This window comes from Aerosakkonema funiforme FACHB-1375 (genome assembly GCF_014696265.1).
Classification (GTDB): Bacteria; Cyanobacteriota; Cyanobacteriia; order Cyanobacteriales; family Aerosakkonemataceae; genus Aerosakkonema; species Aerosakkonema funiforme_A.
Genome location: NZ_JACJPW010000128.1, coordinates 1 through 22,364 on the forward strand (window position 1 = coordinate 1; position 22,364 = coordinate 22,364).

At 40.2% G+C, this 22,364-nt stretch carries 26 protein-coding genes and 2 pseudogenes; 9 read left to right on the plus strand and 19 right to left on the minus strand.

Annotation, left to right across the window (positions count from 1 at the left end):
* Positions 1 to 4,610, plus strand: a pseudogene (locus H6G03_RS31820) (hypothetical protein); the annotation flags it as partial.
* Positions 4,611 to 4,666: 56 nt separating this feature from the next.
* Here the strand turns inward: H6G03_RS31820 and H6G03_RS31825 are convergent.
* The 4 genes from H6G03_RS31825 to H6G03_RS31840 form a co-directional block, all read right to left on the minus strand.
* Positions 4,667 to 5,686, minus strand: coding sequence for an NADAR family protein (locus H6G03_RS31825; RefSeq protein ID WP_190473965.1), 1,020 nt, complete (start codon positions 5,684 to 5,686; stop codon positions 4,667 to 4,669).
* 100 nt (positions 5,687 to 5,786) lie between these two features.
* Positions 5,787 to 6,014, minus strand: coding sequence for a hypothetical protein (locus H6G03_RS31830; RefSeq protein WP_190473967.1), 228 nt, complete (start codon positions 6,012 to 6,014; stop codon positions 5,787 to 5,789).
* Positions 6,015 to 6,086: 72 nt separating this feature from the next.
* Complete coding sequence (locus H6G03_RS31835) at positions 6,087 to 6,704, minus strand: hypothetical protein (protein WP_190474005.1); 618 nt, start codon at positions 6,702 to 6,704, stop codon at positions 6,087 to 6,089.
* Between the two features lie 50 nt (positions 6,705 to 6,754).
* A complete protein-coding gene (locus H6G03_RS31840; RefSeq protein ID WP_199315582.1) occupies positions 6,755 to 7,015 on the minus strand; it encodes a hypothetical protein in 261 nt (86 codons plus the stop codon).
* Between the two features lie 110 nt (positions 7,016 to 7,125).
* Here H6G03_RS31840 and H6G03_RS31845 point away from each other — a divergent pair, with 110 nt between their 5' ends.
* The 3 genes from H6G03_RS31845 (at position 7,126) to H6G03_RS31855 (ending at position 10,765) form a co-directional block, all read left to right on the plus strand.
* Positions 7,126 to 8,202, plus strand: a complete 1,077-nt coding sequence (locus H6G03_RS31845; protein ID WP_190473968.1) for a ParB N-terminal domain-containing protein — start codon at positions 7,126 to 7,128, stop codon at positions 8,200 to 8,202.
* Entirely contained in the window at positions 8,202 to 8,489 is a 288-nt protein-coding gene (locus H6G03_RS31850) for a hypothetical protein (protein WP_190473970.1), read from the plus strand. Before H6G03_RS31845 ends, H6G03_RS31850 begins: the two co-directional genes overlap by 1 nt.
* Before the next feature lie 77 nt (positions 8,490 to 8,566).
* Positions 8,567 to 10,765 carry a DNA methyltransferase gene (locus tag H6G03_RS31855; protein ID WP_190473972.1) on the plus strand — a complete coding sequence of 733 codons (2,199 nt, stop codon included), beginning with the start codon at positions 8,567 to 8,569 and terminating at the stop codon, positions 10,763 to 10,765.
* A gap of 154 nt (positions 10,766 to 10,919) precedes the next feature.
* On the opposite strand, the gene H6G03_RS31860 is transcribed toward H6G03_RS31855, so the two are convergent.
* The 10 genes and pseudogenes from H6G03_RS31860 to H6G03_RS31905 form a co-directional block, all read right to left on the minus strand.
* The gene (locus H6G03_RS31860; protein ID WP_199315583.1) at positions 10,920 to 11,345 is read right to left on the minus strand and encodes a hypothetical protein; all 426 of its coding nucleotides are present in this window, start codon (positions 11,343 to 11,345) and stop codon (positions 10,920 to 10,922) included.
* Between the two features lie 310 nt (positions 11,346 to 11,655).
* Entirely contained in the window at positions 11,656 to 12,096 is a 441-nt protein-coding gene (locus H6G03_RS31865) for a hypothetical protein (protein ID WP_190473974.1), read from the minus strand.
* Between the two features lie 101 nt (positions 12,097 to 12,197).
* Positions 12,198 to 12,593, minus strand: coding sequence for a single-stranded DNA-binding protein (ssb, locus tag H6G03_RS31870; RefSeq protein WP_190473976.1), 396 nt, complete (start codon positions 12,591 to 12,593; stop codon positions 12,198 to 12,200).
* A gap of 168 nt (positions 12,594 to 12,761) precedes the next feature.
* The gene (locus H6G03_RS31875) at positions 12,762 to 13,052 is read right to left on the minus strand and encodes a hypothetical protein (protein ID WP_190473978.1); all 291 of its coding nucleotides are present in this window, start codon (positions 13,050 to 13,052) and stop codon (positions 12,762 to 12,764) included.
* 107 nt (positions 13,053 to 13,159) lie between these two features.
* Complete coding sequence (locus H6G03_RS31880) at positions 13,160 to 13,900, minus strand: hypothetical protein (protein WP_190473981.1); 741 nt, start codon at positions 13,898 to 13,900, stop codon at positions 13,160 to 13,162.
* 73 nt (positions 13,901 to 13,973) lie between these two features.
* A pseudogene (locus tag H6G03_RS38410) lies at positions 13,974 to 15,008 on the minus strand (DNA polymerase III subunit delta').
* Positions 15,005 to 15,403 (minus strand): DNA polymerase III subunit delta, encoded by a 399-nt coding sequence (locus H6G03_RS31890; RefSeq protein WP_190473984.1) that lies wholly within the window; start codon positions 15,401 to 15,403, stop codon positions 15,005 to 15,007. Before H6G03_RS31890 ends, H6G03_RS38410 begins: the two are co-directional and overlap by 4 nt.
* A gap of 23 nt (positions 15,404 to 15,426) precedes the next feature.
* On the minus strand, positions 15,427 to 15,822 hold the full coding sequence (locus H6G03_RS31895) for a hypothetical protein (protein ID WP_190473986.1): 396 nt from the start codon (positions 15,820 to 15,822) through the stop codon (positions 15,427 to 15,429).
* A gap of 6 nt (positions 15,823 to 15,828) precedes the next feature.
* On the minus strand, positions 15,829 to 16,467 hold the full coding sequence (locus H6G03_RS31900; RefSeq protein ID WP_190473988.1) for a hypothetical protein: 639 nt from the start codon (positions 16,465 to 16,467) through the stop codon (positions 15,829 to 15,831).
* Between the two features lie 142 nt (positions 16,468 to 16,609).
* A complete protein-coding gene (locus H6G03_RS31905; protein WP_190473990.1) occupies positions 16,610 to 17,059 on the minus strand; it encodes a hypothetical protein in 450 nt (149 codons plus the stop codon).
* A gap of 165 nt (positions 17,060 to 17,224) precedes the next feature.
* On the opposite strand from H6G03_RS31905, the gene H6G03_RS31910 reads away from it, so the two are divergent.
* From H6G03_RS31910 to H6G03_RS31920, 3 genes are all read left to right on the plus strand, one after another.
* A complete protein-coding gene (locus H6G03_RS31910) occupies positions 17,225 to 17,431 on the plus strand; it encodes a hypothetical protein (protein ID WP_190473992.1) in 207 nt (68 codons plus the stop codon).
* 133 nt (positions 17,432 to 17,564) lie between these two features.
* Entirely contained in the window at positions 17,565 to 17,903 is a 339-nt protein-coding gene (locus H6G03_RS31915) for a DUF5674 family protein (RefSeq protein WP_190473993.1), read from the plus strand.
* The gene (locus H6G03_RS31920) at positions 17,903 to 18,286 is read left to right on the plus strand and encodes a hypothetical protein (protein ID WP_190473996.1); all 384 of its coding nucleotides are present in this window, start codon (positions 17,903 to 17,905) and stop codon (positions 18,284 to 18,286) included. The genes H6G03_RS31915 and H6G03_RS31920 overlap by 1 nt, the downstream gene beginning before the upstream one ends.
* Positions 18,287 to 18,417: 131 nt before the next feature.
* Here the strand turns inward: H6G03_RS31920 and H6G03_RS31925 are convergent, their stop codons facing one another.
* From H6G03_RS31925 to H6G03_RS31940, 4 genes are all read right to left on the minus strand, one after another.
* Positions 18,418 to 18,753 (minus strand): XisI protein, encoded by a 336-nt coding sequence (locus tag H6G03_RS31925; RefSeq protein ID WP_190473997.1) that lies wholly within the window; start codon positions 18,751 to 18,753, stop codon positions 18,418 to 18,420.
* On the minus strand, positions 18,741 to 19,157 hold the full coding sequence (locus tag H6G03_RS31930) for a XisH family protein (RefSeq protein ID WP_190473999.1): 417 nt from the start codon (positions 19,155 to 19,157) through the stop codon (positions 18,741 to 18,743). Before H6G03_RS31930 ends, H6G03_RS31925 begins: the two co-directional genes overlap by 13 nt.
* Before the next feature lie 215 nt (positions 19,158 to 19,372).
* Complete coding sequence (locus tag H6G03_RS31935) at positions 19,373 to 20,665, minus strand: DNA polymerase (protein WP_206756654.1); 1,293 nt, start codon at positions 20,663 to 20,665, stop codon at positions 19,373 to 19,375.
* Positions 20,666 to 20,703: 38 nt separating this feature from the next.
* The gene (locus H6G03_RS31940) at positions 20,704 to 20,949 is read right to left on the minus strand and encodes an Ig-like domain-containing protein (protein WP_190474003.1); all 246 of its coding nucleotides are present in this window, start codon (positions 20,947 to 20,949) and stop codon (positions 20,704 to 20,706) included.
* A gap of 38 nt (positions 20,950 to 20,987) precedes the next feature.
* On the opposite strand from H6G03_RS31940, the gene H6G03_RS38415 reads away from it, so the two are divergent.
* Both H6G03_RS38415 and H6G03_RS38420 read left to right on the plus strand, forming a co-directional pair.
* Complete coding sequence (locus tag H6G03_RS38415) at positions 20,988 to 21,629, plus strand: transposase (RefSeq protein ID WP_242060510.1); 642 nt, start codon at positions 20,988 to 20,990, stop codon at positions 21,627 to 21,629.
* A 3-nt stretch (positions 21,630 to 21,632) separates the two neighbouring features.
* A complete protein-coding gene (locus tag H6G03_RS38420) occupies positions 21,633 to 22,154 on the plus strand; it encodes a hypothetical protein (RefSeq protein ID WP_242060511.1) in 522 nt (173 codons plus the stop codon).
* 11 nt (positions 22,155 to 22,165) lie between these two features.
* Here H6G03_RS38420 and H6G03_RS37585 read toward each other — a convergent pair.
* Positions 22,166 to 22,364: hypothetical protein (locus H6G03_RS37585; RefSeq protein WP_206756655.1), on the minus strand; the 199-nt coding region annotated here is incomplete at its 5' end.

Consider the following 22,364-nt stretch of genomic DNA (forward strand, 5'->3'; position numbering starts at 1 on the left):
TAGATGAAAACAGTGCGCCCGAAGACTTATATAACCATCCAGAAAACCACGTTCTACTACTCTCTAGTGGCGGTCGATTAGTATATGGCCCCCAAAAATACTTAGAAACAATACAAGCAATTTGTCCAGACCAAAAAGACCGAGGTGCTTATGGCAGCATCTTCATCGGCGCTTGTCAAAACGCAGTAAAGCATCCTGTCAATATTCTCATTGTAGACGATATCACAGGAGAAAACGGAGACATACTTCCTAACGACATAGCTTGGCGATTAGTAGGAGACTGTCACGGCAAAATATCACCAGAACTAGCAACAGAACTCAGTGGAACTGTATCCCATGTAATTCAACATCGGCTAGGATGTTTTGGCGGAGAACTCGACCTTCGCTTTGGGAAAGGAACCGTAGCACCATTGCGCCTTAATGAACTACCAATAAAAGAAAAATTAAACACCAAGATAGACCTAATCATACCCACATCATCATTCAAAGGTGGAGACAAAAAAAACAACCCAATTCGACCAGGATTATACAGCAACCAAATGGTATTCATAGGAGAAAAAGACCGCTCCCAACCTTCCTTAGTCGCCATCTCCCAAACCCTAGACTGTGCCCCATTTGGTATCAAAGACTTCCTCCGTCAAATAGAACAAGAAGCTTTGGAATTAGCAGCCATTCAAAAAGACCCCAGGAAAGTAGCACAACGCTACTGTGAAGCCTACGAAAAATTCCAAAAAAACCGACAACTAGAAGAAAATCCGGAAGAAAACGACATTTCAGAATCAGAAACAGCAGAGCAACAAGACCCCATAATGTACCGTCTAATTAAAGCCGACCTGGAAGGATGGGGCCAGCTACTATCATCCCAAAAAGTAGTAGACGAATTAGAACGATTCATGCAAAACCAATGGCGAGATTTATCATTAGGAAAAACCATCAAATTCAATCGCGCCATGATAATACCCAGTAAAGATTTAATCAATGGCGAAATATGCGATATGAGATTTCCAGAAGGCGAAAAAATCTTAAACTTTTGCTCGCCATATCTCAATTCCAACGGGATGTGCATCTCAAAAAATAAATACGTCCCCGACGCACTAAACCCCAACGGTAAACCCCTAGTCGGTGTTGTAGTAGTCAATGACGAAACCAGAGAACGAATCGCTCAAAGAATTGCAGCATTGCAAGCCAAAGGTATCGAAACCGATGAAACTGTGCCAGCAGAAACCGAATCAGAACGTCAAGGCAGAGACTTTGATGGTGACACAATTGGCACAGAAATAGCCACTAAATATCCCAACTTCACTCAAGAAGTAAAAAAGCGAAATTTACCAGAAAACGCTTACGCCCCCATCAAAAAAGAAGAAAAAGCATCATTCCCCCCAGATAAACCATTTGAAGAAATTGCTATCTTCATGTCAGATGGAATATCCGTAGGCGTAATCAACAACCATGCCACAGCCATAGAAGCTTTAGAATCAGAAATAGACCTACTACAAGAATACGGAAGTCTCTCCCACAAAATCGAGTATGTCAAAACCGTTGGTGACCACTACAACCAACTGATTAGCGGGGAGAACAATCGCCAAAACCCTATTCCCATTAAACCTCAATACCGAGATTATATTATTCAATTTACCCAGATAGCTAATCAAACAGAATTGACACCAGAACTGATTAACCAAGCGCTGCTACTGAACCGTAAAATGTACCACGATATGATTGGCGAAGCAGGATATCAAAATCAGATAGCAGTCGATATTTTCAAAAGTAATCGCGCTCCCGATTTAGATGTAGTTAAGGAAAATTTCCGACTTCTGCATCGGACTGTCGAATACATTAAATCCAAAAAACAACATGATGTTTTTCGAGAATCAGGGATTTCTACTAACGGCTTAAGTCCCAGAGAACTAATGATACAGCTTGTGAATGAAATCTATGAAGCCAATCCCTTAGAATCACGTCCCACAGTCCAGTTTCGCGACTTATTTCCCCCCACTTATACGGAAGAACAACTCAAACAAGCTGAGGCTACTAAAGTCAAGTTCGACGAACTATTTAACGCCGCCTCAATTCAAAACCAACGCTTAAAAACCGAAAAAGGCCCAGTTCTGAAAGTCCTCACTCAAAAAGGTATGGAAATTGAAGTGAGTAACTTAACTCAATACAAGCACCCAGCCTTATTTGGAGAAAATGGAGATTTGAAAAAAATAGGTACACGACTGGAAGATTTGAATATTAAGTTAGTCGAAAATAAAAAAGGGTTTAATCAAAAAACGCACCGTTGGAAAGTTTTAGCAGAAGTGGAGGGAGAAACCAATCAAGATGGTAGCTCAAAGTTTTTGCCTTTGGGAACTCTATGTGAACATTCACGCCAAACATTGAAGTCAGTTTTACAAGAGGAAGCCATTAAAAAAATTCAGTCAGGCGAGGGATTGCTTAGTCCCAACGTAAAAGTAGAAGTAGCATCACCTTTATCACAAAGACAGGTAAAGCTGATGTTTAAAAAAGCCTATGATTTCCTAAGCGAATTTAACAATAGTATTCCCTCAGACCAAAAACAAGCGATGGCATCTGCCTGCTGGCATTTAGGAACAAGCAGAGGTTTTGAAGAAAAGCCTAATGAGCAATCAGAAACTACCTCTCGTCAAGAATATAAAATATCCAACTTTTCCTTTGCTGCTTTTCCCGAACAAGTAATTGAAAAACTAGCTCAACTTCAATTAACCAAACTCACCGTCACCGGGATTAATGCTGCCGAATCAAACCAACATTTTGGTAGAGCATGGAACCAGGATGAAAAGTTACCAATACAAATCCAAGTGCGTCAGGATTTACCAGCAGAACATCCTCGTTACAATCGTCCCTTAGTCTTTATTGAAGACCAAGAATTTGCTCCCATAGAATCTCGGAGCGCCCATTTACCCATTGGAACAAAAGCACTAGCCACTGTTAACCCTGACCCCGGTCACACGATTCAAGTTCAACTAAACCACCCAAGAATTAACACACCCATTCAAATCGGGAAAATTCAACAGCATAGCTTTGCCGACAGAGCCTGGAGGGGTGAACAAGCATCATTGACAATTGCTTTGATTAAACCCGAACCAATCCCAGCAATTAAAGTGGGGGATCAAGTGTTAGGTGAATTGGATAAAGCAAGCATCAATATCTTAGAAAAAGCCGGTCGTTTGGTAGATGGAAAAACTATTGATGTCACACTTAATAGTCGGGGAAAAGGCTTTGGTTCGCACGTTATTGCTACTACTGCTAATGGTAACTCTTTCCGCATTAATAAACTTTCCAAATCTTTCTGGTCATGCACCTTCAATAACCAAACAGCTACTGTGACTGTGGGGTTCAAAGAGCTTAAGCCTGAACCTGCTATCCTAATAGATGGGAAAGTTTTGGGTGTCCTGACCCAAAAAGAAAGCAAAGAGGCTCTCTCAAAAGCTGGATTATTAGTTGAGGGACAAATTTTTCAAAAAGCTTTCTTAACAAGTAATTCCACCACTGCAACTATCACTGTTGCTCCAGAGAGTGTAGAATACCCAGAGGCTTGGACAAAGCTAATTAAAACCGAACAAAAATCACAAATTTCTTCAGAGCTTCTCGAAATTTCTCGTGGATTTCGCACTAAGTTAACTCAATTACCCACCTTACTGTTTACCAAAGAAGACCACGAGTGGAAAACTCCCAATGGGAGTTTGAAAGAACAACCTGCTTTAGGACTATCAGTAGACAAACGATTGAGTGATGTCACTTCACGTTGGCTTTCTGCACAAGGGGTAGAATGGCTTCATGCGCCTGACGAGGCTCTAGTTTGGTCTGAAACTCAACGGGGTTATGATGTTCTATTCATTAATCCAGATTCAGTAAAACCAGAGGTTTACCAACAGCTAATTGAGCGATGTGGCGAACTACTTCAGGCTTCGGGAGAATCTAATACTTATCTAGAACGCCTTGAATCGATGCCTAAATTACCAGAAAGTATGTGGTCTACTTCTGCTACTGATTCAACAGTAGAGTTGGAATCACAACATAGACAAGTGGATGTAGATGACCGAGTGCAGTTAGTTGAGTCTGCTTACGCGCAACCGATGGAAGGATACCCAGTGGCACAAGACAACCACCAACTAACGCCAGAAGCCTCTCAAAGCACTGATTATGATACTGCTAACGTGGTTCCTATACCGCCGGGTGTGGCTTTACAACTGGAGTATAACAAAGCTCAGGCGTTACAAGCACAGCGGACAGAGGCGATCGCAGAAATTGTCCACAGCTTCCTTTACTTGGAAGGTAAATCCACTCCCACAGGAGCCCAAGCTATTGGCAAATCGAACACGGCTGTCTGGGATAAAGCTAAATCTGAACTGACACTTTATGACAATGCTTCGACTGACTCAAACGTTCCCAAAATGCGGGTGCGGTATGAAGGTGGTAGCTATACACCATTGCCGATCGCGTCGAGCCTGGAGGAACTACAAAAACACGGCCTTAAGTTAGAAGAAGTCGAACACTTTATTTCTAAAGTTAAGCCTTTAGTCGATGCCAGACTTAATCAATTGAACTTGGGTAAAAATTACTCTAAAAATCAAGGAATTGAAAGATAAAATCAAACAATATTAGCCTAAGCAACAAGCTTGGGCTAATATTGTTTGATGATGCTTTAAACTTGAATCAATCTAACTTTTCCAGGCATCCTTTGGATATTTTTGAGCGTACCAGGAGAGTTATCCTTAATGATCGCCAAACCATAATCTGCAATAGAACACATTATGCGATCGCGCTGTGTATAAGAACCATTTACTCCCACACTAGCAAATCCAGCATTATTTCTAGGTGAATTGCCTGTGTGGTAAACAGTTACTCGGCTATACCCAGATTGTTTGAGAAAAGTTTGCACCAAATAATCTGCCCCAAAGCAATCACCAATCAAAATTTTAGCACCCAGTTCCATAATTTTCTCAATGCGGATAATAGCTTCTGCGGGTAGTTGTGCCACAGTACGAGAACCACTAATAACTACTTTCAAGCGTTGGCTAGGTAGAGTACCATTATCGATGATTTTTCCCTTCAAGTTAGACATATTAGGTACTGAGGGGAAATTAGGATTCCTCAATAGCCACTCTTGAGTTTCTACTAAGTATTTTTGTCGCTCCCATTCTGCTGCATTATTACTAAAGTTTTGCCAGAGCAATGGTTCATCGCGAATAAACATCAACAATCGCCCTAACCAATTATTTCCCTGGTGCCCAGTTGGAATAGCTTTTCCTTGACCATTTTTTGAATTTTGAATTTTGAATTTTGAATTGTTTTGACCCCCCGGAGCAATATTAGCTGGTACGCCCCAAACAATATCGTGCCAGTTGTTTAATTCCAGCAACTCTTCTCCCCTTGTTTCCATCAATTCTTTGTGCCAATTACTGCCAGGATAAAATTTCTGCATTAATCCAATAAGCATGATGGCCAACTTAACTTCTTCCCAATCAAAACGTAATGGGATAGTCCGAGCATATTTTTTAGCGACTGATGGTGTAAGTGTGGCAATTTTACGCTTTTGTTGAACATCCAAAGTTTTGGAGGCGGCGTAGAAATTTTCCACTGTTGGATATTCAATACCATCAACAATGATAGGTTTTTCTAAGCTCTCCATATTGCTGAACCAGTTTTTTATCCACGCAGTCATAGTTTTGCTCAATTGAACTGTTCTTCTTGAAGGGGCGACAGCCCAATAAAAAAATAATCCCGGCAGGCTCTTACGCCATGCCAGGATAGAGTTACGGAAACTAACAAACTATTAACACTTGATATCCAGAATTTTCTAAACAGCTTTTCACGCCTTGCCAAGTCAAGCCTTCTTCAGGTAACAATGGAATTGTCAAACTTCCCGTGAATCCATAATCACCCTCTTGCTTGACTACACAAAACTCTGCTTGTTTGAGAGTTTTAATTGCCTGCTGCGAAAGCATTCCAATTACGTTAGCAGCATTATGAGTAACCGCGATCGTAATCATGGGATTTTCCCTAATTCGTCACGGTTAAAAGCTCGTCAGAGCCAAAAGTAATGATAGCTGAATTAGCTACTTCTAATTCATTTCACCATTTCGCTCTTGAACGCTCTCAAACAAAATCCCCAAAATCTTATCAACTTCCCGAATATAATAATTATTCAAATCAATAAACACATCAGAGCCATCCAACTTCAAAAACTTCCAAATATCCCCCGTAGTTACCGCGCCATAAATTGTCTTAATATCATTTCCTTCCTGCTGATTAAACAACTGTGCCGCCAACATCGCCGCCGCACATTGACCTAACCCTCCTTTAATATCCTCATTCTTTGCTTCCACAATCAACACCACAGGTGCGTTAATAGTTAATTGCTCCTTAGAGCGGCTAATAATAAAATCGCAATAGCCATTTAATCCTTGCTCAAAATCTACATTGAAATCCACCCCAGAAAACAAACTAATCTGATAATTTTTACCTCTCCTAACTTCCAACAAAATTGGCGTAATAATTAATTCAGACCGCGCTTTTTCTGTATTTATAGCTAAAGCAAGTTCAGTCGTTTCTGCTAAAGAAGCTTTTAAAGTTTCACTCGGATGTACAGATGCAATGGTGGCAAATAAATCAGCCGATTCATCAATTCGTAAATTGAACGTTTTTTTAAATTTATTCAATGTAAATTCACTATAAGCCATTGACACCACTATCGCCTTTATACAAACTTGTATAATTAACTATCATTTTTTTATTTAGTAAGGTTGGATTGAGAGTGCGATCGCATATCATTAGTTACATCAGTAGCACAAACCATACCTCTACCCAACCTTTCCAAATACTCACTCAAACTGCAACCACAAGCCTGCGCCAATAAACGCAACCCCTCATAGCCAGTATCGGTGACAGCAATACTTCTTCTCTTCTTCACCTCACCGTAGTCCGACTCGCTACCAGGCTTGAGATTCGACAGCGAACGAGGATTAACTTTTTGCAACCGTTTTTCTGCCATCCTAAAAAAACCATATCCAATTTAATATTACAGCACTTTCTTTTCTATATCAGACATTATATAATCTCTGATATAGGTGCAACACCCAGTTTTGATGCAGGAAAGAAAAAATGCTAGCCACCATATCCCCCTACGAAGAACCAGAATCGTCCCCCTCATACTGCTGTTTGACCATTGACCCAGAATTCCAAAACCTGATTCCCCCGCCATCAACTGAAGAACTAGCCATATTAGAAGCTAACTTAAGCCAAGAAGGTTGCCTTCAACCTCTCATAGTCTGGAAAAACCACAATATCCTTCTAGACGGTCATAACCGTTACCAGATATGCACCCAACTGCATATCCGGTATACGACTCTAGAGATTGAACTGCCAAACAGAGAAGCTGCACTAACCTGGATTGTCAACCACCAGTTGGGACGACGTAACATCACCCCAGAAACCGCCAGCTACCTGAGAGGAAAGCGATACTCCTTACTCAAAGGCAATCGGGAGGACAATCTAAAGCAGAACTCACCGAAGGGACAAAATGTCACTTCGGTAGATATAGCCGAAGAATTGGCCCAACAGTATAAAGTTAGCAGTCGTACCATCAAACGAGATGCCCAGTTTAGTGAAGCGATCGATACGCTAGCATTAGCAATGGGAGAAGAAATAAAGCAAGATATCCTGGGACGCAACGCGAATATCCCTAAAAAAGAAGCACTCTCGCTGTTTCAAATCGTGAAAACTGAAGGCGAACAGGTAGCACGTCATCGATTAGAGCAATTACGCCATCCCATTGATATCGTCGAACGAATTAGGAACAAAAAGCTCCTTCCCAACCCCCGGCGCGTCGGTGAAGTCTGTCAAATCGTAGCTAAAGGCGATACAGAATTAAAAAAAGTTTCGGGATGTTGGTGCATAATCGTTGGGGTAAACACCTACAGTTGTGCAATACGGACGTGGAAAATGGACTTTGATGCAGTCAAACCTGAGAATTTAGAACCCATTGATGGCGCTTCTGAAGAAAAAGCAGCTTTCATAAGTTCGCGCATTAGGCAATTAGCTGACAAAATGTATGAAGATTTCGACCCCACCCACGCAGCTGCATTAGAAGCATTTGGTAGATTACCAAATCCCGCTACTCTAACTCCTAAACAGGAACGTTTATTAGCTTTTCTGGAAACAGAATATTCAGGAATTTAATGCTGTACATCGATATTTTCCTATCTTGCCATCATGCCATTCTCAACGGTATACTCATCACCCGTCAAACCAAAAGAGATAAAGAATATCACTTTCAAGATTGGTTCAATGCTAGATTAACCAATTTGCAAACTACCATTCCCTTTAACTTCGAGCAACCAGGTAGAAACACTTATCCCGACTTCAGAATTATTCAGAATCCAGAAGGTTATGAAATCAAAGGATTAGAATATCCAGGTAGATATAAAGATTACGACAGCAACAGCCAAGTTCAACTGTTAATTTAAAATCCAGCCGAGAACAAGAAGACGTGATGCAAGAAGCTGAAGAAGATGATGTACAATTATAACTAATTTAAATAATTATGGAAGCTTTAGATACTCAAATACCTTTTCTATATGAAGAAACTGCATTTTCTAAATCACCACAATATCTTAGAGATATAAAAGCTATAGAAGATGAAAATTTTCCTTTTGAACAATTAAGCATAATCGCCGAACAAGAAAGCTGGCGCAAAGAAATAAACAGACCAATTTATTATATTCATAAATGGTGGGCAAGGAGACTTGGCTCAGTATTCCGTGCTATTATTATTTCTACGTTTTCTCCTCAAGGTTCCGACATCCTCAAATTATTTTATCAACCCTTGGACTTGAAAGGAGTAAAAGTATTCGATCCATTTATGGGTAGCGGTACGACTATAGGGGAAGCAATCAAACTCGGTGCAACAGCAATTGGGCGTGATATTAACCCTGTCGCTTATTTTTTAGTGAAAAATGCGCTTAATAAAAAAGATAAGCACCGGATTATAGAATCCTTTGAGGATATTAAGAAAAGTGTCAGCGATCGCATTCAACAATATTACACAACTATCCTAGAAAATGGCGAAACTGCTACTGTTCTCTACTACTTCTGGGTAAAATATTTACCTTGTCCAGCTTGTACTCATCCGGTTGATTTGTTCTCATCATACATCTTTTCAAAGCACGCTTATCCGAATAAGTTTCCGCAAGCTCAAGCTATTTGTCCAAACTGCGAAAATATTAGCACGATTCATTATAATGATAATAAAATAATCTGTCATAAATGCCAGTCAACTTTTAACCCGCAAATAGCTAATGTCAAAGGTCAAAAAGCTACTTGCAAGCATTGTAGTCATACATTTTCTATCGTTAAGGCAGTACAGAATTACGAAAAACCACCAGCACATCGGATGTATGCTAAATTGGTACTCCTAAAAGATGGTTTAAAGCAATATTTGCCAATTAATGAATATGACATAACTCTGTATGAGTCAGCCAAAAAAGAATTAAGTAGTCGCTCAAATGCTTATCCAATAGTAGCAATAAAACCTGGTTACAATACCGACCAAGTTCTTAATTATTGTTATCGTTACTGGCATGAAATGTTTAACGAACGCCAGTTATTATGTTTGAATATATTAGCCGAAAAAATTAAAAAAATTAACGATATAACAATTAGAGATTTATTTACCTGTCTTTTTTCCGGTGTTCTTGAATTTAATAATATGTTTGCTTCCTTCAAAGGCGAAGGAACAGGCGCAGTACGTCATCTATTCTCTCATCATATCCTCAAACCAGAACGCACGCCATTAGAGGCTAATCTTTGGGGAACGCCCAAAAGTTCTGGGGCATTTTCGACATTGTTTGAAAGCCGAATATTAAAAGCGATAGATTATTGCGAAAAGCCTTTCGAGATTAAAGTAGTTCAGAATAAAGTCAAGGTAGTCACGGAAAAATTATATGGTTTATCTCCTGCTATGGGATTGGAAATAGTAGACAGTTTTGATAAAATTAGCCATAACAGAACTGTATATCTCGACTGTGGAGATTCGGCGGAAATCGATATTCATACAGAAAGCATTGATGCTATTATAACAGACCCGCCATTTTTTGATAACGTTCATTATTCCCAATTAGCAGATTTCTTTTATGTTTGGCAGCGTTATCTAAAGTCAGACAAGATAATATCTAATGAGACAACGCGCCATCCAAATGAAGTACAATCAAGCGAAATTAGTGTTTTTGCGGAACGCTTGCAACGAGTATTTTGTGAATGCTACCGAGTTTTGAAACCAGATGGTTTGATGGTATTTACTTATCACCATTCAAAAGCTGAAGGATGGCAGGCGATTTTACGCGCTATAGTTAATTCTGGTTTGGTAATTATTGCAGCTCATCCAATTAAGTCGGAGATGTCTGTCGCTACTCCTAAAAGCCAAGCTAATTCACCGATCGATCTTGATATTATTATTGTTTGTAGGAAGAGGGATAGAGTAGAGTTAAAAGCTAGTTTAGCAGATACTTTAAAGTTAGGTGTATGCCATACGGATAATCAAGTTCGGCGATTTAATGTCTATCAAAGACATTTGAGTAGAAACGATGTAATGGTTGTTTTTATGGCGCAAATTATTAAACAGCTTTCTTGGCATCCTGAATTAGAGGTAACATTAGATTGGCTTGAAGCTAAAGGTAATCAAATTCAGCAATATATTGAAGAGATATATGTTGGACAAAAACCGAATAAAGGCAGCGAGCAGTGAGGTATTAAAATATAAAATTGTCCTTCAAGCAGAAAAGCTTGGCTTTGGCATCTGAATTTTTTTAATTGTATAAATCGGAGCATCACAAATCAAGCGATTTAAAGCGTCCGAAATCTAGATAAGCTCAAGCGAATTGACATAAAGTATAAAGTAATTAATCGAGCTTAATTTGTTCGCTATCTATAGCAATAATTACTTTACTTCCATATTTCAACTCACCGATAAAGGACGTAATAATCTCCAGAGTATCGGGAGTCTGAAAATGCTCTGGTTTGGTTTCAGGATGAGGATAATAAATTAAACCCGACTGTGATTCTCCTTGCTTCAGCCAAATTTGGCAATCACAAAAGGAGAAGTCTTCTGCTGGCTCTGCTGACCATTTGACATTTCTGAATGTATATTTAGCTCGTTTAATTTCGTATGTACGTGGAGCAATAGAAACGTTGATTGTCCCAGGAAAATAGTTACTTAAATCCAGACCGAGCTCCTGAAAAAAAGGTTTTTGCATTTCAATCGTGCCGTTGGGGAATCGTGGATCTTTCCCTTGGCCCGATGCAACACCATATCCTTCTTTGACCAACCCTTCGATCTGAACTCAATTTGCCATATTTTGAGCAATTATTTAAGTAACTCTTTGCCATAAAACCATGCTCTAAACTCAGAGCATGGTTTACCTCAATTATATTTGAGTAGATCTAAGTGGTTTCTCATACAACTTAATCCTAGACTAGGATTTTTAAGTATACACCAGTATAATTACGGAATTTAAAAGCTATTGGTATCAAATATTAGGTTGAACTCACTTACGTAATATAGCGCTCACCAACAAAAGAATTTGTTAATCTGATGAGTTGATGAGCGCATTAAATTTGACAAACGCAGTAAAACCGTTAGAACGGAATTTCGCTATACTCTGCGGTAGCTTTACCGTTACTAGCCACAGGAATAGGTACTGAAATATTTGCTCCTACACCAGCAGCAGCCCCCACAGGCGCAGCAGGAACTACTGGAATAACCTGAGTATACCCAGAAGTAGGCTGTCCCCCAACCACAACGGTTCGTTCCACAGTCAACAGCATTTGATGATTGGGATTATTATCATTGGGCTTGAAAATATTGAGTCGCCCAGACACCACATGGACAGCGCCAACACCCCCATTATTGAGAGCAACAGCAGCTTCCCCATAAGCTTGAAACCGTAGTGGACGTACCTTGTATCCAGAGCGATCGTAATATTTAAACGAACATTGTCCAGAAACATTCAAAGTTCCATCTTGAGTGTGAGAAGCTTGCAGAGAATCAATCCGAACTCTTAATTGTGCGTTATTCATCGTATTGTACCAGTATTGGTTCAAAAAATCAAGCGCTTCTGCGCCCTAAAAAATATCCCGACACCATAAAAGTGCCGGAATATTATAGAAATGCCATTCACCTAGAAATCGCTTTGTTCTGAATTGGTTTGGGGAGATGAATTAGTCGAATTAGCAAGCGAGTTAGAATTAGGATTAGAGCCAAGTAATTCCAGATTATTAGCCCGAATAACAGGCTTCACTCGCTGCTGACCAGTAACTTGGTCAGTCCACTCATCAAACTTCAATTCACCCTGAATACCAATTAAGCTGCCCTTATCAGTGTAATTCGCAGCCACTTCCGCGATATTACCCCAAATTTCCACCGCAAACCAATCAGGTTCCGAATCTTTCTTGCTAGTGCGACGGTTAACAGCTAAAGAAAGCTTTGTCAGGACAGCACCACTCTCAAAATACTGAGTTTCTGGCTTCTGACCAACCCGACCAACAAGGTTGATAATATTGAGATTATCAGACATATCATTCTCCCCAGTAATGCTCTTTTTAACAGTGCGACAGCACTTTATTTAATTGTGAAATTCTGAGGATAACCATAATTTTGACACATCAATATCAGCGCGACAGCGCCATCTAACAGTGAGTAGAGATATTACCACCAATCCCTGTTAGATTGATGGTAATATTCATTAAGCAGCTGCCTTAGTTCTGTACTCTTGGATACGCTCAAAAGTCTCGTTAGCTCGCCGACCAATTTCATTAAGAGTCAGCAGTTGACAAGCCAATTCCAAAAGCTCTTGATTATCAGCTTCAGCCAAAGTTTGATAAAGTTGAGTACGAACCAATTTAGCATCGTGAGCCTCAGTAGTCTCATCCGCTACGGCTTGCCAATAGCGCCGATTTTCTGCTAGTTCGACTACTTGAGACAAAAGCTTTTTCCGGTTAATGCGAATACCAAGAAAGCCAAGTGAAATAGACATCAGAAGTCTCCAATTTTGTCAGAATTTAAGATGCGTCAGCAAAAAAATACTTCTGACAACGAAGAAGTTGCCAGAAGTATGGAATTTCAAAGCTTTTTGACCAATAATTACAGATTATCGAGCGAAACTTTGTTAACTAAAGCAGCAACCAATTCGTGATGTTCTAACCTAGTTCGACCTTCAATCCCATATTTGTTGGCTAACTTTTTAAGCTTGGTTTTACTCAGTTTCAAAAGTTGCTGTTCTGTAGCTAGATTTGGGATAACCATCGAAGTTTTCTCAATCGATTCCACAAGCTCTAATGCGCTTTCTCCAGACTCAAAGAATTCTGGAACATCTTCCACAGATTCAACTATTTCTGGCACAGTAGTTTCTATTAAGTTATCCATTGAATTTGGTTCAGATGACTCCACAATCTCAACAGATTCTCTTATAGTAATTTTTCCAAGTTCATCCATCAAGATTTCTCCAGTTACCTCCATAGACTCAGTGGTATTATCCACCTCTGTTAGTTGAGTTTCTGCAAGCACTTGCTCTGCTTCATGCTGGCTCACTTCCTGGCGTTCTGGAAATTCCATATTTGAAGCAAACTCAGAAGTTTCCCGTGCAATGTTGCTGACTTGTGTTAGTGTAGAACCACTTAAATCAGCCTCACAAGTTTCCTGAAAATTAGCACCAGATTCTAAAATGGATAAAGCCTGTGAAGGCAATTGAGAGAAAACGATCGTAGCGTCTTGTTTGTGGATAGAAGAACGAAACTTAGCACCAGCTTGTCTTAGTTGAGAAGCCAACGTATTAAAGTTTTCGATCGGAACTTTGTGAGTAGGTAAAAGAGTTGGATGTCCCATAGATATCCTTTCTTTCTTGTTTTTCGCTATTGAGAGCGCGTCAGCGAACACTTGATATTTCAAAAACCAAATATCAATCAGTCCGAATCTCTGCTAATTTCAACAGACACACTTCAAAAACCAATTGAGATTGTGCAAGGCGGAGTGACTTTTTGGCCTTCTCCAAAACCTCTATAATTCTCCAATCTTTATGAGCTTTCCAAAGTTGAAATTGCCAATAATCTAGCAACCATAACTGAGCAAAAAAGTCAAGGTTTTGGCTAATAGTTTTGGCAACTTGGAGAAGTTGGGAAGTAGCTTGATTAAACTCCAGAATTGATGACACTCCAGGGACTATTTGTTCAATGCGCGTTAAATAATTCCAAGCCGCTTGAGCATTCCCCGGACACCCCTGTGCCATCTCAATAATCTCAGGATGTGCTAAAATCTGAAAATGCCCAGTCTTCTCCAATACCTGACACATTTCCTGTTGGCCCAAATTTCTAAAAGGAATCACACAACAACGGGAACGGATGGTAGGTAAAATAGACTCAGAATTAGGAGCAATCAGAATCAGAGTAGCATTTCCCGGTTCCTCTAGAGTCTTCAACAGAGCATTCGCAGCCGCCTATGCGATCGAATTTACCCCCTCTATCACCACAACTTGTCGGGATGTTGATAGAGGAGGATAAGCCAAGAAATTAGCAATCTCTCGAACTTGCTCAATGCGAACAACTGGCGGCTGTTTGAACGTAAGTTCAAGGGAAGCAGCAGTAGAAGCATCGATTAATTTCCCAGAGTGTAAAAATGTCGGTTCTACCCATAGAACGTCTGGGTGATTATATTGTTGAATCTGTTCCATACAACCGCACACTTTTGACACCCCAAGGGCTTGACAAAACAGCGCTTCTATGAAACACTTAGCAGTAAGGCGTTTACCCACACCATCAGAGCCGACAAAGAGAAAAGCATTAGGTACTCTGTTAGTAGCGATCGCCTTTTGCAGCAGCTTAATAGCCGTTGATTGACCAACAATCTCATCAAAGAATGGTTCAAAAGTAGCTGATGGAGCAATCCCAGTAGTGTCTGTAGGGTCGCCAGGGTCAGGAAAGAATTGTAAAATGCTCATACAGTGCAAAGAGAAATGATTTGGCTAGTGAAGAGTGACTCAGTAGCACCAAGTTTTGCTAGGATTTCCAACTCTAACAATTGGTACAGAACTTGCTTTAATCTGCTAATGGAAATTGAACCAACCTCTTGTTTCAAGTAGTAGACACGGTTGGGATTTCCAACACCTGCTGCTGTGGCGATCGTATAATTATCTGAAACCCCCTCAGCTACCATAGCCTTCACAATTAACCAAGTACGAAATGAGGTAGTGAGAGTAGCAACAATCTTGACAATTGACTCATTTTGTGATAAAAGCGTAGTAAACACTTGAGCCGCTGTAGAGACATCTTTCACACAAATAGCTTTGGCGAGTTGGAGAGTATTAGTGGTAGCAATGCTAACCAAGCTTTTCACATGGTAAACCTCAATTTTAGAGTCTACCGCCACCAAGCTATTTCAATGTACAGCCTATCCGAATATGGAATTGTACTGGTCTGGAAGTTAATCCCAGTCATTTGAACAACTTCTAGCGATATTTGATTGAGCTTTCCCACATCTATGCTGGCAATAACTAGCTGTAATGAATTGTCAGAAATTGGTAGTATTTCTCCCACTCTTCCCCAAGGAAATTCCATTGGGAGGTCGCCAATAGTCGGTAGGAGTAATGGCACCTCATTAACCTTAAAGTTTTTGGCTAACCACTTTCCATCCAAAGCAGAATCTTTCGATATTCCCAGAGGTTGTGGTTCGACAGGACGAATTAAGAAACCAGGTTCTTTGGCTAATTTATCAACTTCCCAATTAGCCAAATGTAGAATTGAATTATTGTTCATTCTCAGTTAAAAAAGCGTATATTGTAGTGGTCGATTTTCTGTGTCAGGCGGCGATTTTTGAGAGGCGGTGGCTGAGGGAAGAGGTTTCTTACCCCATCCTCGTTGTTTAGCAGCTTCTACCACCTTTCTTCTGATATCTCTCGCTAACTGTTCAAAATCCGACTTAATCGACTCAAATTTAACTGGTCTATCTTCACCAAGCAGTTGCCATAAAGAAGTTTCTTGAAGCCGTTGGTGTTTGGAGAAAACTTCATTACCCGCCCATAAATAAACGTCCACCCAATCAGAATGTAAAGGCGCTTCCATCGTGGCGGGATACATACAAGCTAGGACTTCTGCTGGCGTTGCTAGCACACCAATTTCACCTGTTTCATGTTCTTGGAAAATTTGCTCCAATCTGTCTAGATGAACGGCTTCTATCAGCCATTTAGGTAACGTTTCCATCCAAAGAGATTGATGCACAATTACTGGCCCAGCTAACCAGCGAACGTGATGGATAGAAAATTGAGCTATTTCTAACATGGTAGCAATCACTTCTTTGTTAGCTCCATTTTCCAGTAGCAGATTCGTCATCTTTTTAAAAGAATCTGAAACTGGTTGGATTTGGGGAGACAATTCAAATAGGGAGGGATGTGAATTTGACATTATTTATGCCTGATGTTGCTAATATTTGGCGCGTCAGCGCTAACATACAATAAAATTTAGAAAAGCAAATAGTTCTCTAACTTCAATGCTGGCAAGAATTTGATAAAAAAAGACCCGGAATAACCGGGTCTAAGCTTGACAATTAAGCCACTAACTGAATTTGTCGAAGTAGTGAGGAACTTGGACTCTTTTTATGAGGTGTAGTTAGCCCATACTTGATTAGTAAATTGTGGTGAATCTGCAAGAGCCATTGAGTTTTTGGTAGGGCAGTTCCTGTGCCAACAAAACCTTTGAAATAGATGAAATCTCCGCTTCTACCAGGTTTGGGGGCGATGCGTGCTGACCAAAGGTTTCTTCCTATGCAAAGTTCCACATAGCGAATGTCTGCATCTAGCTTATAAGCTAAGGCAATGCTATGAGCAGAAGTGGGTAGTTCGGTACAATTCAATCGGAAGGCATGAACGCCAGCAAATGTATCGTAGATAGCCCAAAGTTCTTCAGGATTTTCGTGGCAAAGTTGTTTGAGATTTTGGTAAACTTCACCTCGATGTGGCGTATCCCAGTCAAGCATGATAAAATTGTTAAATCTCATGGATTTAATGCCAGCTACAGTAGCAACGCCAAATCTATATTTCTTCAAAGAGTCAATCTGCCTCTCGTCAAGAGAGAATCTTTTAGAGTACATTAGCAGCCAGAGAATTCATCATTCCCAATGGCAGCGTCAGCGCACTTTTATTGTTTTTGTGATGGAGAACCTATGAAACCAGAAGTTATAGATGTCACAGGCTTAAGCCTACAACAAATTTCTATGCTGCAAGAAATCGTAGAAGCATTTCGGGCTGTTCAAAGGCAACAAAATGTTAATCAAACAGTTAGTAATTTTGGTGATGAAGAGGAACAATTAAAGCAACTGCATAAAGAATTTGATTGGTGGGTAGCAGATGTAGGAGTAAAAAAATCTTAAAGCGGAATATTTATCGCAGTCAAGTATGATAAAATTATTAAATATATGGATTTAATGCTTGCTACAGTAGTGATGACAAATCTATATTGCTTCAAAGAATTTTACTACCCTACTTCTTACACAGCTTTAAACTATGCTACTGATTATCCGCGACTCTGCTACCCCAGAACAAATCAATCAGATGGCAGAGACTTATTTTGGACTGAGGGTTAAACTAGCAGTAGATGTAGTACGAGAGATTATTGCTGGGGGAGGAGAACTTCATGCAGACTGCGAACAAGCTTTATTAGAAGATGGCAGCCAACAGGTGAATATTTGGGGTGCTGACTGGTATCCAGAAACTAAAGAGGTTGGGTTTGAATCCTTAATTAATATCCGTCCTCGGCAGCAAAATCGGTCAATGGAAATTCAAAATGCCGATTTGAAACAGAGAATAGAAACGATTGTACGTCATTTATTGGAGGTCAGTTAATGGAACGCCAAAAATTATACGAGAGATTCATAAACTTAGACTGGCAACAACAATTAGGCAATTTAGCCTCAACCCTTGCGACAATTTCCAGTCGAGCAATTGTTGAAAAACATGATTTATTAACTAATCATCTCTTGCGGGAAGCGGCATTAATGATTGAGTGGTGCGCTACCAATGTTCCCAAAGAGTTTTTATTAGAATTAGCGGGAATCCAAAGAGAATTATTGGCTTGGCAAAAAGTTTTTCCGATTGAACAAGCAAGAAATATTTTATCATTATACACCCGTAATCAATCAGATCGTTTGTTACAAATGGCAGGATTAATAGAGTCAATAGAGTCGCTCGACTCTATTGAAGAATTAGCAAATATAGCAACCATTTAACGAAGGGTTCAGAATAAGGGGTCTAACTTCTTACTAAAGTCACTGCTTGAATTAGCCAAAGTAGTGAGAAACTAGGGTTCTTTTTAGGAGTCATTTGTCATTTTCAGAAGACGTAACTTAATTGTAAGGTTTTAAGCAACACCATAGTTCGTGTAAGGACGCTTGTAGGGAGGATGTAACCCCAAAACAATATCTTCTTTGGGAATACCCATAGACAATAGTTCTTCACCAACATCGATATCAGTGGTATTTTGCTGAAGCCAAATTTTGCCGTCTTTGATATCGAAATGTAAGACAGTGTAATAGATTCGCTTTAAGCCTTTCCAGCCGACACGCATGAGTTGGTAGCGATCCCGCACTGGGTCAAAAAATAGTTGGCTTTCTATATCTTCGTCACGGGATTTATATTGGCTATGCTTTGAGAGGATAGTTTGGATGCAGGAACGATAAAACTCTAGTTTATCCATTGCAAGATCTCCTCATTTATTGGTTCGTAAACAATTAGTTTGAGTTGATATCTTTGTTTGACCGTTTGAGCAAATTGGCTTTGAAAAAAAGTATCATAAGTTTCTAGTGGTATGGCCAAATAAAGTTGACGATCGGGTTCTTTTGCTTCCAGCATAACGCGGTAGTTAAGAAATTGCCCTAAAGCTGTATGAAAATCGCTAATTGCTGAAGTCCCAATAAAGCTTTTAATCTCAACAGCAATTTTTTCTTCACCCCGTTTTGCTGCAAGCAACCGTTCAGCCGCTAGATCGATTTTGACCTTGACTTCTTCCCATTCTAATTCTAAAGGATCGTCGGTGATAATCCATTGCTCTTTCTCCAGACCCCGTTTTACAGCTTCATGGAATAGGTCTTTTGCAGACATAAGAGTGCTCAAGCCGATCTTGTAAACTGTGGTCCGAAACCTAACCAACCAACTAACTATTGTCTCATATCACAGTGGATTGGGGGAAGATAACGTTTTGACGCACTCTCCCCCTGCCCCCTCTCTGTGCAAGAGAACCTCCTGCGGTCTTTATGATAAGTCTTTAGCCGGACACGATATGAGAGGTCGGGTTGATCGCTTTTACCACTCCCCAATCATTTCTGCGCCCAAGAATCACAAATCAAACTTTCAGGCGTTTCCCCCTCATCCACCGGGATAGAGTGAATAAATTGCCGCATCGCCCAACGCATCGAACTTTGGATAATAGCAGCCACCTCAACAGCATAATCAGAATGTGCGATCGCATCCACCTCATCATGGGCCATATTCCCAATATGCGCCCCATACTCAGGATGACAATCTAAGCGATCGATAATCACACCCAGAGCCATCTTAATAATATCAGCCTCCGCCATCGTCCAGAAAGCCGCCGTCGCATCCGGCCCTCTTACCGAAACAGACCGACCTTTCCCAAACTCTTGCGGATACAAAGGAAGAAACACCCCACGTCCAGTCAAACAACGCACATAACCCAATCCAAACTTAGTCCGCCCCTTAATCCCCTCAATCCCCAACACCAACGGCAAAGTGCAACTAGCCTCTTTAATAATCTTGTGACAAAAAGCAGCCACACCAGCATAAGTCTTCTTCCAACCAGACTGACTCGACTGCGCCTCCTTATCAGTTAAACTAATTCCACTCCCCGTCCTAATCGTTTTCTGAAGCGTCTTAAAACCCTGCAAATTCATCGACCCATAATGCACGTTCTTACTAACAGCCCGCAACATCGCCGCCATCTGATGATTAGGATGAGATTTATCCTTAACCCACAGACGAATATTATCCTCAGTCCAATCATAACCGAGACCTTGAATAAATGCGATCGCCGAAGCAATCGAACAAAAGATTTCTTGAGTATCCGAATTCAACCGCTTAGTTAACTGTGCATCACCAGAAGCCTCACAAGCAATCCGAGTATGTGCTTTCGAGAGGTCAGAAACAATCAAGCTAGTACCCGGATGCGCCACGAAAACCGTTCTAATCGCAGGCAAATTATAAGCTTGTAACTCCCCAGGAAAATTACTAGGATTAGGAGGATTTTGCAAATTAGGATGTTGACTGCTACTGCGACCAAAAGCCGCCCGATTAATTTGCGTATAACGAGAACGCACATATCCATCTCGCAACGATTCCTTGAGATTAGCCAAATAATCCAGATAAGTCTTAGTAGTCTTAATCACCGAAATCAACCTAAGTTCTGGAATATCCCAATACCTACTCAAAGAATCAGCATTTACTTGAGTTAACTTCAACTTAAAATGACCATTAATCAACTTAGGTAACTCCTTAGTTGAATACAGATAAGGAACCGCTTCAGGAAAAGTAGAACCCAACCTATTCACCAAATCCTGATAAGCCGTTTCATACTGCAAGGTAACACTATTCAAAACCGCCTCATTCACAGGCATCCCATAATAACTGGAGTTTAGACTATCGCACCCCAGGTGCGATAGTCTAAACTCCAGTTAGTTATTTCAACGTAGTAATCGGTGCTTTGTGCTAAATCTGCGGTTGGGTTAATCGTGAGTTGACTACCACTAACGGTGACATTAGTGCTTGTAACGGCAATGGTTTCGACAACTGAGTTGTCAGAAACTTTCTTGATGACCTGGAGGGGAGACAACAATCGGTCAACCCCGCACGCAGTAAGGGGTTGACCGATTGTTGCCAAAAAAAAATAGGTCTGCTATTCTCAAGTAGACCTAACTAATGAAAAAAATGAATTTAATACCTTCATTTTACACCCAACACTTAAAAAGGCAACTAAAAAGAGCAGAGTTTTTAATTTTGGATATATTAGTTGTGATGCTACAACAGCATCGAAGAGTAAAGTTAGAAGAATTGGCTGGCCAATTTCCTCAAAAGATACTATTTGAAAGTCGCCGCAAAAAATTACAGAGATTCCTGTCATTACCACACCTAACAATCGCCCAAATTTGGTGGCCACTATTCACTTATTGGTTAACGAAGAATTTTGAGCCAACTGAAGTATTATATATGGCGATTGACCGCACCCAATGGGGATTGGTAAATTTAATAGTTGTGAGTCTAATTTACGACAAAAGAGCTATCCCTATCTACTTTGAAGTTCTGCCTAACTTAGGTAACACAAACGCAGACAAGCAGATAGAGGTACTGGCGCAAGTTATGCCTTTATTAAGTAATTATACAACAGTGGTTTTGGGAGATAGAGAATTCTGTTCAGTCGATCTAGCCCAATGGCTTAGAAGGCAATCTCAGACGTACTTTTGCCTACGGTTAAAACGGAATGAATATATTGAAATAGCTCCAGATATCTGGCATCAATTGCAGGAATTAGGCGTAACTCCCGGCTTTTCAATTTATCTATAAGGAGTGAAGTTAACTAAAAGTAAAGGGTTTGAGCAAGCAAATATTGCAGCTAAATGTCAGCGTAACTATCGCGGTAAATCAGCCGAGGAAGCATGGTTTATTTTAACAAATTTCCGGGATTTAAAGAAAGCTTTGTCGGCTTATCAAAAACGGTTTGGAATTGAAGAAATGTTTAGAGACTATAAAAGTGGTGGCTATAATCTAGAGTCAACTGGTCTGAATAATGAGCGCTTAATTGCTTTAATTATTTTGATGACTTTAGCTTACACCAGTTCCATCATGTCTGGCGAAAAAATCAAAAATAAGGGAGTAGTTAAATATGTGTGTCGCGTCAAAGAAAAACGAAGAACGCAACGCCGACATAGCAGCTTTTATATTGGTTTACACGGCTATGCTTGGGTGGAATCTCTAGATTTATTTTGCGAACAAACTGCCCAATTAATGTCTTTAAGTCCTCATAAATTACCTTATTATCAACGAGGTCGTCGCGCCGAAATGCTTATCCAGTCTACCTTTGAGCTATAGTTGTCGCCCCGTCAGGTAAAAAGATGGCAAAGGCTAGAGTACGAGTGTACTAATAGACACCTGTACTCTAGTGTGGTAGAAGCAGCAAAGTTGTTCCACCAACTAAGTAGTCGGACAAAAGTAATCGACACTGTATGAACTTTTGTTAAGGCACTTGCAGGAGTGCGATCGCTACCCACGGATAGTACAAATGTATTGTAAAAATTGACA